Origin of the sequence: Nitratireductor sp. GCM10026969 (assembly GCF_042660605.1) — a bacterium.
Lineage (GTDB): Bacteria > Pseudomonadota > Alphaproteobacteria > Rhizobiales > Rhizobiaceae > Chelativorans.
On record NZ_JBHSUM010000022.1, the window covers coordinates 16,848 to 29,615 of the forward strand.

General features: G+C 63.4%; 12 protein-coding genes. 4 read left to right on the forward strand and 8 right to left on the reverse strand.

Translation table 11 applies throughout. From position 1 onward, the window contains the following. Nucleotides 1-208: 208 nt before the first annotated feature. Nucleotides 209-826: a L,D-transpeptidase gene (locus ACFP9U_RS07610; protein ID WP_322453552.1), complete on the forward strand. Its 618-nt coding sequence runs from the start codon at nt 209-211 to the stop codon at nt 824-826. 342 nt (nt 827-1,168) lie between these two features. Here ACFP9U_RS07610 and dmeF read toward each other — a convergent pair whose 3' ends face one another. The 6 genes from dmeF to dctP form a co-directional block, all read right to left on the reverse strand. Further along, the gene (gene dmeF / locus ACFP9U_RS07615) at nt 1,169-2,095 is read right to left on the reverse strand and encodes a CDF family Co(II)/Ni(II) efflux transporter DmeF (RefSeq protein ID WP_378620272.1); all 927 of its coding nucleotides are present in this window, start codon (nt 2,093-2,095) and stop codon (nt 1,169-1,171) included. Further along, a complete protein-coding gene (locus ACFP9U_RS07620; RefSeq protein ID WP_378620275.1) occupies nt 2,092-2,370 on the reverse strand; it encodes a metal/formaldehyde-sensitive transcriptional repressor in 279 nt (92 codons plus the stop codon). The genes dmeF and ACFP9U_RS07620 overlap by 4 nt, the downstream gene beginning before the upstream one ends. A gap of 150 nt (nt 2,371-2,520) precedes the next feature. After that, entirely contained in the window at nt 2,521-3,396 is an 876-nt protein-coding gene (locus ACFP9U_RS07625; RefSeq protein WP_378620278.1) for a D-alanyl-D-alanine carboxypeptidase family protein, read from the reverse strand. A gap of 304 nt (nt 3,397-3,700) precedes the next feature. Continuing rightward, on the reverse strand, nt 3,701-4,993 hold the full coding sequence (locus ACFP9U_RS07630) for a TRAP transporter large permease (RefSeq protein WP_378620279.1): 1,293 nt from the start codon (nt 4,991-4,993) through the stop codon (nt 3,701-3,703). Beyond that, the gene (locus ACFP9U_RS07635; RefSeq protein WP_378620280.1) at nt 4,990-5,487 is read right to left on the reverse strand and encodes a TRAP transporter small permease; all 498 of its coding nucleotides are present in this window, start codon (nt 5,485-5,487) and stop codon (nt 4,990-4,992) included. Before ACFP9U_RS07635 ends, ACFP9U_RS07630 begins: the two co-directional genes overlap by 4 nt. An 18-nt stretch (nt 5,488-5,505) precedes the next feature. Then, nucleotides 5,506-6,516: a TRAP transporter substrate-binding protein DctP gene (gene dctP, locus ACFP9U_RS07640; RefSeq protein ID WP_378620282.1), complete on the reverse strand. Its 1,011-nt coding sequence runs from the start codon at nt 6,514-6,516 to the stop codon at nt 5,506-5,508. A 222-nt stretch (nt 6,517-6,738) separates the two neighbouring features. Here dctP and ACFP9U_RS07645 point away from each other — a divergent pair, with 222 nt between their 5' ends. Genes ACFP9U_RS07645 through ACFP9U_RS07655 form a run of 3 tightly spaced genes read left to right on the forward strand, consistent with a single transcriptional unit; the run spans nt 6,739 to nt 9,200 of the window. Continuing rightward, nucleotides 6,739-7,650 carry a dihydrodipicolinate synthase family protein gene (locus ACFP9U_RS07645; protein WP_378620283.1) on the forward strand — a complete coding sequence of 304 codons (912 nt, stop codon included), beginning with the start codon at nt 6,739-6,741 and terminating at the stop codon, nt 7,648-7,650. A 2-nt stretch (nt 7,651-7,652) separates the two neighbouring features. Further along, entirely contained in the window at nt 7,653-8,309 is a 657-nt protein-coding gene (locus ACFP9U_RS07650) for a GntR family transcriptional regulator (RefSeq protein WP_378620284.1), read from the forward strand. Between the two features lie 18 nt (nt 8,310-8,327). Continuing rightward, nucleotides 8,328-9,200, forward strand: a complete 873-nt coding sequence (locus ACFP9U_RS07655; RefSeq protein ID WP_378620285.1) for a shikimate dehydrogenase family protein — start codon at nt 8,328-8,330, stop codon at nt 9,198-9,200. A gap of 16 nt (nt 9,201-9,216) precedes the next feature. Here the strand turns inward: ACFP9U_RS07655 and rhaI are convergent, their stop codons facing one another. Continuing rightward, nucleotides 9,217-10,509, reverse strand: coding sequence for an L-rhamnose catabolism isomerase (rhaI, locus tag ACFP9U_RS07660; RefSeq protein ID WP_378620287.1), 1,293 nt, complete (start codon nt 10,507-10,509; stop codon nt 9,217-9,219). 22 nt (nt 10,510-10,531) lie between these two features. Then, on the reverse strand, nt 10,532-12,634 hold the full coding sequence (locus ACFP9U_RS07665; RefSeq protein WP_378620289.1) for a bifunctional rhamnulose-1-phosphate aldolase/short-chain dehydrogenase: 2,103 nt from the start codon (nt 12,632-12,634) through the stop codon (nt 10,532-10,534). Nucleotides 12,635-12,768 lie beyond the last annotated feature (134 nt).

Genomic DNA, 12,768 nt, shown 5'->3' on the forward strand with positions numbered 1-12,768 from the left:
GGGGTAAGCGGCCTCCGGCGAGGATATTACAGTATCAGATTGGGGGCTGGAATGTTTCGTGTCGACAGGTGGAATAGAAGCCTGCGTGTTGCGATGACCGCCGCGCTTGTAATCGCGCCGGTGGTGGCAGCGCGGTGAAACTCGGTTGAGCTTTCGTTAACCATAAGGCCATATGGGGACCGTACCGAGATATAAAGAGGAGGCGGTGGTGCCGTTATCGCGTCGATTATTCCTTGTGGGCTTGCCTCTGGTCGCTGCCGGCTGCGTGTCCGGAGAGTACAGGGCGGATTTCGCCAACTACTCCGCCCACCGGGACGAGCCATATCCGGTACCGTCGATCCCCCTTTCTGAAATCGATCCCGATCTGCGCAGGAGGGAAGTGGCCTTCGACGGCGATTATGCATCGGGAACGGTCGTCGTGAACACGCCCGAGCGCCGCCTCTACTATGTTCTCGGTGACGGGCGCGCGATCCGCTACGGGATCGGCGTCGGCCGCGAGGGGCTCGCTTTGCGCGGGAGCGCCACGGTCGGCCGCAAGGCCGAATGGCCGAGTTGGCGCCCGACGGACAACATGATCCGGCGCGACCCGCGCAATGCGCGCTTTGCAGGCGGCGTGCCCGGTGGTCCCAACAACCCGCTGGGAGCTCGAGCCCTCTACCTTTATCGCAATGGGCGGGACACGATGTTCCGGATCCACGGCACGAACCAGCCTCATACCATCGGTCAGGCCGTTTCGAGCGGCTGCATTCGCATGCTCAATCACGACGTCATCGATCTTTATGAGCGCGTTCCCGTCGGCACCCGGGTGGTTGTCATTCAGGCCTGACTTGAGAGCCTTCTCCAGATATCCGCTGAAAGGTCGCCGATCGCTCCGGACAGGAACCGGACGATGAAGATCCTATAAGCCTATTGGAGGTGGCGCTGCCCGAAGGGATTGGTTGACGTGTCGATCTGCCGGTAAGACTCTTGCCATCTGCGACACATCCATCCTCTGCAGGGGAGGATTTCACCATGCGACTGCTTGTTCTGCTTGCAATGCTGGTACTGGCCGGCTGTGCGTCGACGACGCCAACCAACCAGGGGGCACCCGCATCCCAGCCCGCATACCCGTCGAATGGAGGCGGTGGGGGGAGCAACGGTTACTGACGTTCTTCCGCCGGAGACCGAATTAGCCCTTCGCTTCGACCTCGATCGTCACATGCGACAGTTCGTGAAGGCGGTCTAGCTTTTTGCGGTAGTGGGAAGGCTCGCGCGGCGAATCGGCGCGAATGGCGATGATCGCTCCATGGTGCCCTGGGCCAAGTCGCCACACATGGAGGTCCGCTATGCTGTCGCCATCGTTTTCGATGGCGGCACGAATCTCGTCCGGCAGGCTTTCCTCCGCTGGTATGTAATCCAGGAGGACGCGACCGGCGTCCCTGATGAGGCCCCACGACCAGCGCGCAATGATGAGGGCGCCGACGATACCCATTGCAGGGTCCATCCAGTTCCACCCATAGAGACTGCCGAGAAGCAAGGCGACGATGGCCAGGACGGACGTCAGCGCATCGGCCAGCACGTGGAAATAGGCTGCGCGCAGGTTGTTGTCGGCACCATGGTGATGGTGGCCGCCCTGATGATGCCCATGGTGGCCATGATCGTCGTGAAGCAGCCATGCGCAGGCGAGGTTTACCGCAAGGCCGACGAAGGCGACGATGATGGCCTGAGAAAAACTGATTGCGACGGGATTGTAGAAGCGCAGCAGGCTCTCCCATCCGATCAGCAGGGCGATCAACGCCAGGACCACCGCGCTCGCGAAGCCGGCAAGGTCACCCATTTTCCCCGTCCCGAAGGTGAAACGCCGGTTATGAGCATTCCTCCGGGCATAAAGATATGCCAATGCCGCGATCAGCATTGCCGCGGCATGAGTGGACATGTGCCAGCCGTCCGCGACCAGTGCCATGGATCCGAACAGGTTGCCGGCGGTGATTTCCACCACCATCGTTATCGCAGTCAGTGCGATGACAAACCAGGTGCGGCGCTCGTTGCGTTTGTGGTTCTGTCCCAGAAACACATGCTCGTGAGGACTTTCGAGGCGGGCGGCGTAGTCGGTCACTTGAGATAGGTCCTGATAACGCTGATGAGGTCTGCGGCACCTTGTGCACGTGCCGGATCCTCATCCTTGTCCGGGTTGGAAACGTGCTCGCGGATATGATCCTCGAGCAATTCGGCCGTGAGGCCCGTGACTGCACCCCTTACGGAAGCGGTCAGGTTGAGAATCTCCCCGCATGGGACCTCAGTTTCCAGCGCCCGTTCGATGGCTTCGATTTGACCCTTGAGGCGACGGACGCGCCCGAGAAGCCTGGCCTTGTTTCTGATGGTGTGCGTCATAGCATAGGGGGGTATCCTATATTTCGAAGCTGCGCAACAGCCTTTGGTCCGGGGCCTCGCCGGTGGAGGCCACATTCGAACTCGTCGCCGCTGGAGTGTGCCTGGAAACCTAAAGTGCAACCGCTGCTTCAATTCGGGAATACCGTCGGGTCAGCCACCCGGAAACCCGGCAGTCCGTGCCGCACGCGGCAGATATATCTCGATCAGTTCTTCCACGTGGGCATCACGTGATTTGGCGCTTTTCCCGCCCATCACGATGACGATGATCCGCCGCCCATCGCGCGCCGCGGACGTGGCGAGATTGTACCCCGATGCCCGGATATAACCGGTCTTGATGCCGTCGACCCCGTCGACCCGGCCCAGGAGCCTGTTGTGCCCGCGGATCTTCTTGCCGCCGTAGGAAAAGCTGCGATTGGCGAAAACGTGATAGTGATGGGGAAAACGCTTCTGCAGGGCCGTCGCCAAAATGGCCATGTCGCGGGCGTTCGTGACCTGCTCGGAATCGGGGAGACCGGAGGCGTTCCTGAAGGTGGTCGAGCGCATCCCGAGTTGCCGCGCCTTCGCCGTCATCATTGCCCCGAACCGCTCTTCCGAGCCGCCAAGGTATTCGGCAACGGCCGTGGCGACGTCGTTCGACGACTTGACGCAGAGCGCCAGGATTGCCGTCTGCACGTCGATGCTCCGCCCCGCCTTCAGACCGAGCTTCGACGGCGGCCGTGATGCCGCATAGGCGGAGACCGGGATCGCGCCCGTGGGGGCGATCCTGCCCGAATCCACTGCTTCGAACAGGAGGTAGAGTGTCATCATCTTTGTGAGGGAGGCCGGATACCTTGGTTCACTCGATGCGTTTTGATAAAGGACCTTCCCCGAACCGGCATCCACCACGATCGCCGCGTACTTCTCCGAGTCCAACGGAGCCACCGTGGGTGTCAGGACGGCGGTCGTACTGCAGCCGGCCAGCCCGACCAGAATGGCCATCAGCAGCACCAGCCCACTGAACGGATGGACCGTCCTCACGCGCATCATGTCTCTTCTTGCCCCCTACCGGCCCGCCGCGCAGTCGTCCCTTGGCGGATCGTTCCGCGATGGTCTTTTCATGCCACATCTGCACCCAAGGAGAAGGTGCTACCAGCGACCGCTCTCCACTGTCACCCTTTGGCGCGCCACCCCCTCGGGTGAGCACCCGTCTCGGTCTTCTTCTGCAGCCATTCTGGCCTGTCGGTTTCCGGCCTGTCCACCCCGGACTTTTTGGACGCACAGATCCATTGCGCGGTGGCGCTCCATTTTCCAGGCCTCACCCCCTTGGCATGAGACGTGGAATTGGCTTGCCTCAGCCCTGGTACCCGAATTGCCGCGGAAGCCACAGCACGACATCGGGCACGAGGATCATGATCAGAAGAGCGAGAATGAGGACAGCGAGGAACGTCCAGATTTCCCTGATGATGGCGCTGAGCTTGATCCCGGTCACCGCGTTGATGACGAACAGCAGAATGCCGTAGGGCGGCGTGATCAGGCCGATCATGGTGTTGACGATGATCACGACGCCGAAATGCACGAGGTCGATGCCGAGCTGCCGGCAGGCGGGGATGAACAGCGGCACGACGACGAGGATCAGTGTGGTGGCGTCGAGGATGCATCCAAGCAGCAGGAAGAGAACGTTGATCGCCAGCAGAAACAGCAGCGGATCGACGTCCATGCCGACCAGCGCCCCGGCCACCTTGCCGGGGATGTTCTCGCTGGCCACGATATAGTTGAAGATGAGTGCCCCGCCGATCACGAGGCCGACAGCAGCCGATGAACGGGCGCTCGCCGACAGGATGGCGTAAAGGTTCTTCCAGGTGAGTGCGCGGTAGAAGAGTGCCGCCAGGATCAGCGCATAGGCCGCCGCCACCGCGGCCGCTTCCGTGGGCGTGGTCACGCCGCCATAGATTCCGTAGAGCAGGATCGCCGGCATCAGCAGGGCGGGGAACGCATTGACCGTCAGGCGCGGCAGCTTGGAGAGTGGCACCGGGTCTTCCAGCGCGAATTGCCGCCTTGTCGCCAGATAGCTGTTCATCGCCATCAGAACGGCGCCCATCATCAGGCCCGGCAGAATGCCGCCGAGAAACAGGTATCCGATGGACTGGTCGGACACGAGCGCATAGATCACCATCGGGATGGAGGGCGGGATGATCGGCCCGATGGTCGCCGAGGCTGCGGTGATGGCAGCCGCATAGCCCGGTGCGTAGCGGCTCTTGGTCATCATCTCGATGATGATCTTGCCGATGCCGGCAGCATCCGCCACCGCCGAGCCGGACATGCCGGAAAAGATCAGGCTCGCCACGATATTGACGTGGCCGAGGCCGCCCCGGAAGCGGCCCACGACCGCCACGCAGAAGCTCAGGAGCCGCTCGCTGATCGTGCCGGCATTCATGATGTTGGCGGCGACGATGAAGAGCGGCACGGCCAGAAGGACGAAGCTGTCGTAAAGCCCCTGGATGATCTGTTCGGCAGCGAGCCCCGGATCCTGGCCGCGCACGAAGAGATAGACGATGGCGGCGACGATCATCGACAGCGCGATGGGCGTGCCGATGGCGGCCAGCGCGAAGAGTGCGAGCAGGCAGAGGAAGAAGGCCGTGGTCATCTGGGCTCCGGCTCTTGCGGCTCGTCAGGCGCGTCGCCGCGGGCGATCTGCCAGGCGCGCAGCGCATAGCGGGCGATGACCGCCACCGCGAAAATCCCGTAGACGGAAAAGACGTAGTCCAGCCGGATATGCAGCGTCGCGCTCTTCTTGATCTTGTAGAAGGTGATGTAGTCGAAGGTCGCCGGCAGCGCGGCGGCAAAGCCGACGAGGATCGCGACGGCCGAAACCAGCGCCAGAACGCGGCGCACGCGGACATTTCCCGTCAGGTACAGCATGTCGAACCTGACATGGTCCTGATCGGTCAGCAGGAAGGCGGAGCCCCAGAACACCACCCACAGCCACATGGTCAGGCAAAGCTCGAGCGTCCATCCGAGCGGATGATTCAACACGTAGCGGCTGACGATCTGCAGGATGAAAGAGAGGAACATGACGGTGAGGAAGCCCACCGCCATGTTGTCCGCCCGGGCCTGCAGCCACCTGAGCGCGGCCTGCATGGGTCGGTCGCCTCGGCCTTATTGAACGGCGTTGATCTTGTCGACCATGCCTTCCGGCCAATCCCTGGCGAACTCCGACTCCAGATAGGCCTTCTGAACGTGGGCGCGGAAGGCGTCGACGACGGGCTCGTAGACGTCCAGACCCTGGTCCTTGAAGAACTGCACGAGCTCGTCCTCGAGCGCCAGTTGCTTCTGCCTGGCCTGCTCGGCCGCGTCGTCGGCCGCCTTCTGGACGATCTCCTGCTGCTCCGGCGTGAGCTGGTCCCAGACCTCGTTGGAGAAGGCGAGATAGTTCAGGTCGACCAGATGGCTGGTGAGGACGATCTGCTCGGTGACCTCGTAGAACTTGGAATCCCTGTCGGTCGGCAGAGGGTTGTCCTGCCCGTCGATCGCGCCGGTCTGCAGCGCAGTATAGACCTCGGTAAAGGCCATCGGCAGCGGGTTGGCGCCGAGCGCGGAGCCGAGGAACTGCCAGGCGTCCGTGCCGGGCATGCGCAGCTTCACGCCGGCAAGATCCTCCGGCGTCATCACCGTCTTCTCGTCCTTGCTCATACGCAGGTTGAGCTGGCGGCGGCCGAGATACATGACCGTGAGCAGCTTCACGCCCAGTTCGTCCTCGACCTTCTTCTTCATCGGCTCCATGAAGTCGGCCGCGAACACCTTTTTCTGGTGCTCCGCATCGCGATGCAGGTACCCGGCCGTGAAGATCGACCATTCGGGGAAGATGGTGGCCAGTTCCTGCGCCGAGGTGATCGACATTTCCAGATTGCCGCGGGCGATCGCCTCGAGCTCCGTACCTTGCTTGAAGAGGCTGGCGTTCCAGTGCCCCTCGAATTCGGCGAAGTCGCTGACTGCCGATGCGAAGACTTCCTGGAGCGCCACCGAGCGCTGGTCGGTGGGCGTGGCCGGCGTCGACAGGCGCAGCGTTATCTTGTCCTGGGCATGGGCCGTTCCGGCAAAACCGGCGAACGAGGCCGCAAGCATGGCGGTGGCGGCAAGAAAGCCGCGGCGCGCGATTGTCATGGTCATTGTAGCTCCTCCCTTGATTGCATTCGGTTCCCGCAGACCGCGAACATACAGGTACCACGGATCATGGCCCGCGCAATTTGCGCCGTCGCGGGCGAAGCCGCAACGCCGGCAGGCCCGGCCGCTCACAGAGCGGAATGCGGATCCGCTCGAACTATAAAACGCACTTGCTGTTTTATTGTCAACTCAATAACATGTTAGCTTGTTCACAACAGAGAGGGCTTCATGGCCGGGACGAATCGAGGCGCGCATGCACCGGGAGAAAAGTTCGGCCTTTCGGCTGCGCTGACGACACCGTTCGCAAGGGACATGTCGATCGACACCGGCCGCATGGAAGCCCATGCCAAAAGCCTTCTGGAGGAAGGCTGCGCAAGCGTGACCCTCTTCGGCACCACGGGCGAGGGCGCCTCCCTCTGCGAGCGCGAGCGCATCGCAATCCTCGATGCTTTCGCTGCCGCTCATGTGGATCCGACGCGCCTTGTCGCCGGCATCAGCGCCACCGCTATGGAGCAGGCGACCGAACAGGCAACTGCCGCACTTGAAGCTGGCGTGCATACATTGCTCGTGCCGCCGCCCTTCTATTTCAAGGATCTGAGTGAGGAGGGCCTGTTTGCCTGGTATGCGGAGCTTTTCGAGCGCATCGGCCGGTACGGGCCGCGCATTCTGCTCTACCACATACCGCAGGTCACGGCAGTCGCTCTGCCGCTTCCGGTGGTGCAAAGGCTCAAGCAGGGCTACGGAGAAATCGTTCTGGGTGTGAAGGATTCGGGGGGGCACTGGCCGACAACGGAGTCCTTCCTGGGTGAAAGCGATCTCACCATCCTCGTCGGGGACGAGCGACACCTGGCAAGGGCTGTCCGGCTGGGCGGCGCCGGCGCGATCAGCGGCATGGCCAATGTCTTTCCACGGGAACTTGCCGCGCTCGTTGAAACGGGTCAGGATAACGACCGGTTGAGCAGATTGGTCGATTCACTCGTGAAACTGCCCATTATCCCGGCGATCAAGACACTGGTCGGGCTGAAGCGCCGAGACGAAAACTGGAACCGGGTGCGCCCGCCGCTGGCGTCGGTCGCGGCGGCCGATTGCGCGATGCTGGACAGGCTGCTGCGCGACTTCGAGCAGACGCGGGCGGTCTAGCGATGAGCAGGATGGGCAGCCCCACCCTTCGCGAGAAGGCCTACGAGGCCTTCAAGGAACGATTGTTTTCACGCGATATCCGGCCGGGCCAGTTCCTTTCCCAGCGCGAACTGGTGGCCGTCACCGGGATGCCCCTCGGCGCGATCAGGGAACTTATCCCTCGCCTCGAGGCCGACGGCCTCATCAAGACCGTGCCGCAGCGGGGCATGCAGGTCGCCCATGTCGACATCGATCTCATCCGCAATGCCTTCCAGCTTCGCCTCATCCTGGAGCGCGAGGCAACCGTCGAGTTCTGCCGCAATGCGCCTGACGAGCTCGTTTCCAGGCTCAGGGAGGAGCATGTTTCGGTCCAGCGGGAGGCCGAGAAAGGCGTGACGCCGGAGCTTCTGGAGCGCGCCCAGCACATGGACTGGATGTTCCACGACACGATGATCGACTCCATGGGCAACAGCCTGATCTCCAGCGTCTACCGTGTGAACTCCATAAAGATCAGGCTCATCCGGCAGGGCGATACCCGAATGCTGCCGGAACTGGTGACGTCGGTGATGCGCGAGCATATGCGCATTCTCGACGCGCTCGTCGCCCGCGACGAAAGGGCCGCCCTCGAGGCTATCGAGGCGCATATAGACGTGGCGCGCCGACGCGCGCTGGGCGTCTAGCGATAAAGCGCGGTCTCGATGAAGGCCTCCTCTCTGGCACGGGAAACCATTCGCCTCGGGCTCGTCGGTGACAACATCGCGCGCTCGCAATCGCCGCGCCTGCACCGCATGGCAGGGCGCCTGTGCGGTCTCGATGTTGCCTACGACCGCCTCGTGCCCGCCGATCTCGGACAGGATTTCGACGCCGTCTTTGCAGCGTGCGGGAAACGTGGCTATCGCGGCCTCAACGTCACCTATCCCTACAAGGAAAGGGTTGTTTCGAAGCTGGTGGTCAACGACCCTGTTCTTCGCGCCATGGCAGCCTGCAACACGGTCGTCTTCGACGCTCCGACGCCCGCCGGGTTCAACACCGATCATACAGGCTTCATCGCCGCTTTCCGCACCGTTTTCGGGAACGCCGGTCCCGGCGCGGTCGCCATGGCCGGAACCGGTGGCGTCGGCCGGGCGATCGGCTTCGCCCTCGGTCGGCTCGGCGCATCCGAGTTGCGGCTCTTCGACCGCGACCTGTCGAAAGCCGAGGCGCTGGCGAGCGCCCTTGCGTCCGTATTCCAGGGGTTGCGGGTCGTGATCGCCGGCACCGTCGCAGATGCCGCCTCGGGCGCCGACGGGCTCGTCAACTGTACGCCGCTCGGCATGGACGGCCATGGCGGCACGGCGATTCCGCAATCGGTGATCGGCAGCCAGAGCTGGGCATTCGATGCGGTCTACACGCCGGTCGAAACCGCCTTCATCCGTGATGCGCGTGCGGCCGGCCTGGCGGTGATGAGCGGCTACGAGCTGTTTTTCCACCAGGGCGCCGACGCCTTCGACATTTTCACCCGCTGCAAGGTCGACCGGGAGGCGCTGCGGCAGGAACTCCTTAAATCCGATCCGGCGTCGGACGAAGAATGAGGGCCGCCGGGAATCTTCAGACAATCCCTCCGCCGCCCGCGACGCTCGCGGGGCGCTCTGCAGCGACTTTGGCCCGGTAGCCGCTTTCACGGTAGGCCGCAACCGGGTCGACCGCGGCATCTGCCTCGAAGCGCGCCATGGCAAGGATCGGCTCGACATCGGTGCGGAAGGCGGCCTTCAGCGTCCGGGTCGCCATCAATGCGTCGTTTGCGTCCTGAAAACCTTCGAGCGCTGCGCGGTCGACCAGCAGCGCCTGCGCATAGGCGCGCTGCACTTCCGTCGCCGAGAGCATCAGGCTCTCGATCGGGTCGGTCACGTTGTGGCTCTGGTCGAGCATGTGCGCCGGTTTGAAGCCGGGCGCAGCGCGCGTCTCGGCATCGACCAACTCGTTGAAGATCAGGAACAGCCGGTAGGGGTCGATCGCGCCGGCATCGAGGTCGTCGTCGCCATATTTGGAATCGTTGAAATGGAAGCCGCCGAGCTTGCCGAACTGGATCAGCCGGGCGACGATCATCTCGATGTTGACGTTGGGCGCGTGGTGGCCGAGATCGACGAGGCAGAAGGCCTTCGGCCCCAGCTCCTGCGCGATCAAGTAGTTCGTACCCCAGTCCTGGACGACGGTGGAATAGAAGGCCGGCTCGTACATCTTGTGCTCGGTGAAGAGCCGCCAGTCGCCGGGCAGAGCCGCGTAGATATCCTTCATCGCGTCGAGATAGCGCTCGAAGGCCTTTGTGAAATGCGCCTGTCCGGGAAAGTTCGAGCCGTCGCCGATCCATATCGTGAGGGCGTTGGAACCGATCGCCTTGCCGATCTCGATGCATTCGAGATTGTGTTCCACGGCCTGCCGGCGCGTCGCTGCGTCCGTGTGCGACAGGGAGCCGAACTTGTAGGAATGCGGCTGCCCCGGCGCGTCGGAGAAGGTGTTGGAGTTCATCGCATCGAAGGTGAGGCCGAGATGCTGGGCCGCTTCGTTCAGGCGCCGTGGCTCCGCCTTGTCCCAGGGAATGTGCAGCGACACGGTCGGCGTGGCGGCGGTGAGCTGGTGGATGACGGCGCAATCCTGGAGCTTGTCGAAGATGTCGCGCGGCTCGCCGGGGCCGGGAAAGCGGGCAAAGCGCGTGCCGCCGGTGCCAACGCCCCAGGAGGGTACGGCAATGGCGAAGGCGGCGACCTTGTCCTTGATGGCGTCTATGGCGATGCCGTGCCGGTCGAGCCTTTCGCCGAGCGTCTCGTAATCGCGCCTGAGTTCCGCCGCGCGCGCGGCGTTCTCGCGCTCGATAATATCGGCGGGGATCGGCTTCCCGGTCATTTTCTCCTCCCTATCTCTCGTCTCACCGCGTGAACGCCTGCGCGTTGCCGGCGTCGACATTGACGATGTTGCCGGTCGATTTGGCCGACATGTCGGAGACGAAGAAATAGGCGGCCTCGGCGACGTCCTCGGGATAGACACTGCGTTTCAGCAGCGAGCGCTTGCGGTAGTGTTCCTCCAGTTCGTCCGGCGCCATGTTGTAGGCCGCCGCCCGCTGCTCGCGCCACTCACTCGACCAGATCTTGGAGCCGCGCAGCACCGCGTCGGGATTGACCGTGTTGACGCGGATGCCGAATTCCGCCCCCTCCAGCGCCAGGCAGCGGGCGAGGTGGATCTCGGCCGCCTTGGCCGTGCAGTAGGCCGCCGCATTGGGCGAGGCGGCAAGGCCGTTCTTGGAGGAGATGAAGACGATCGACCCGCCGATCCCTTGCGCCTTCATCAGGCGGAAGGCCGCCCGCGCGACGAGGAAATAGCCGGTCGACAGGATGTCCATGTTCCGGTTCCACATGGAAAGCTCGGTGTCCTCGACCGGCGCGGAGGAGGAGATGCCGGCATTGGAGACGAGGAAGTCGAGCCCGCCATATTCCCGTGCGGCATGAAGGAAGGCGTCGGCCACGTCCTCTTCGCGTGTGACGTCGAGATGCACAGTGCGCACCAGATCCGCCGAATGGCGCCCGGAAAGCTCGGCTTCCGCGGATTCCAGCGCCGCGTCGTCGATGTCGGCCAGCACCACGCCGGCGCCCTCGCGCAGGAAGCGCTCGGCTATGGCATAGCCGATGCCGCCGGCCCCGCCCGTCACCAGCGCAATGCGCCCCGCAAGCGGCTTGGGTTTGGGCATGCGCTGCAGCTTGGCTTCCTCCAAAAGCCAGTATTCGATGTCGAAGGCCTCCTGTTCCGGCAGGCCCATATACTCGGACACGGAGGAGGCTCCGCGCATGACATTGATCGCATTGACGTAGAACTCGGCCGAAACGCGCGCCGTTGCCTTGTCCTTGGCGAAGGTGATCATGCCGACGCCCGGTACCAGATAGACCACCGCATTAGGGTCGCGCATGGCGGGGCTGTCGGGCCGCTTGCAGCGCGCGTAATAGGCGGCATAGCCCTCACGGTAGTCCTCGATCGCCGCAGGCAATGCCGCAAGGGTTTCCTCCACGTCCGGCTTTGCCGGGTCGAAATCGACGACCAGCGGCCTGATCTTGGTGCGCAGGAAGTGGTCGGGGCAGCTCGTGCCGAGGGGCGCGAGCCTTTCGAAGTCTTTCGCGCCGACGAATGCGAGCACCGCCGCGCTGTCTTCGAAATGGCCGACCTTGTGCTCGTCGGCGGAGATCAGACCGCGGATCGCCGGCATCAGCCGCGCGGCAATGGCGCGCCGCTCGGCTTCCGGTAACGGCTCATGTACCGCACCCCCGAAGGTGGGCTTGTCGCCGGTCTCCGCTTCGAACCATTCGATGGCGCGGTTGATGATGCGAATCGTCGTCGCATAGGCCTCGCGCGCCGTATCGCCCCAGGTGAAGAGCCCGTGGCTTTCCAGGATGACGCCCTTGGCATGCGGATTTTCGCGGCAGAATTTTTCCAGCCACAGCCCGAGCTCGAAGCCCGGCCGCTTCCACGGCAGCCAACCGATCTCGTCACCGAAGATCTGCGCCGTCAGCGCCTTGCTGTCCTTCGCGGCGGCGATGGCGATGATGGCGTCGGGGTGCATGTGGTCGACATGCTTAAAGGGCACGAAGGCGTGCAGCGGCGTGTCGATGGAGGCCGCACGCGGGTTGAGATCGAAGGTACAGTGCGGCAGGTAGCCGACCATCTCGTCCTCATGCTCGGGACCGCGGTAAAGCCCCTTCAGCGCGGTGAGTTTATCCATGTAGAGCGTGGCGAAGCCGTCGAGCTTCATCGTGCCGACATCGCCGCCGGAACCCTTCACCCACAGCACCTCGACCTCTTCGCCGGTGAGCGGGTCCTTCTCGGTGACCTTGGCCGAGGTGTTGCCGCCGCCGTAATTGGTGATGCGCTTGTCCGATCCGAGCAGGTTCGAGCGGTACAGCAGCCGCTCGGGCTCGCTCATCGATGCGGCCTTGGCCTCGTCCCAAAGATCGGCCAGCCGCGCGGCGGAGCGTGTTTCGAGCATCGCAGGTTCCTCCCTTGGCGCGCCGGCTCCGGCGCAAACGACCGCCGCCAAAATCACACGAGCCGTGGTCGTATGTCAATCATGTTCGATCATTATCGATCATATTGCGCTGCAGTATGAGAATTAATGATCGA

Coding starts and splice junctions, on each gene's coding strand:
- ACFP9U_RS07620 (WP_378620275.1), bottom strand. CDS start 2,370: ATGACGCACACCATCAGAAACAAGGCCAGGCTTCTCGGGCGCGTCCGT.
- ACFP9U_RS07625 (WP_378620278.1), bottom strand. CDS start 3,396: ATGATGCGCGTGAGGACGGTCCATCCGTTCAGTGGGCTGGTGCTGCTG.
- ACFP9U_RS07630 (WP_378620279.1), bottom strand. CDS start 4,993: ATGACCACGGCCTTCTTCCTCTGCCTGCTCGCACTCTTCGCGCTGGCC.
- ACFP9U_RS07635 (WP_378620280.1), bottom strand. CDS start 5,487: ATGCAGGCCGCGCTCAGGTGGCTGCAGGCCCGGGCGGACAACATGGCG.
- dctP (WP_378620282.1), bottom strand. CDS start 6,516: ATGACCATGACAATCGCGCGCCGCGGCTTTCTTGCCGCCACCGCCATG.
- ACFP9U_RS07645 (WP_378620283.1), top strand. CDS start 6,739: ATGGCCGGGACGAATCGAGGCGCGCATGCACCGGGAGAAAAGTTCGGC.
- ACFP9U_RS07650 (WP_378620284.1), top strand. CDS start 7,653: ATGAGCAGGATGGGCAGCCCCACCCTTCGCGAGAAGGCCTACGAGGCC.
- ACFP9U_RS07655 (WP_378620285.1), top strand. CDS start 8,328: ATGAAGGCCTCCTCTCTGGCACGGGAAACCATTCGCCTCGGGCTCGTC.
- rhaI (WP_378620287.1), bottom strand. CDS start 10,509: ATGACCGGGAAGCCGATCCCCGCCGATATTATCGAGCGCGAGAACGCC.
- ACFP9U_RS07665 (WP_378620289.1), bottom strand. CDS start 12,634: ATGCTCGAAACACGCTCCGCCGCGCGGCTGGCCGATCTTTGGGACGAG.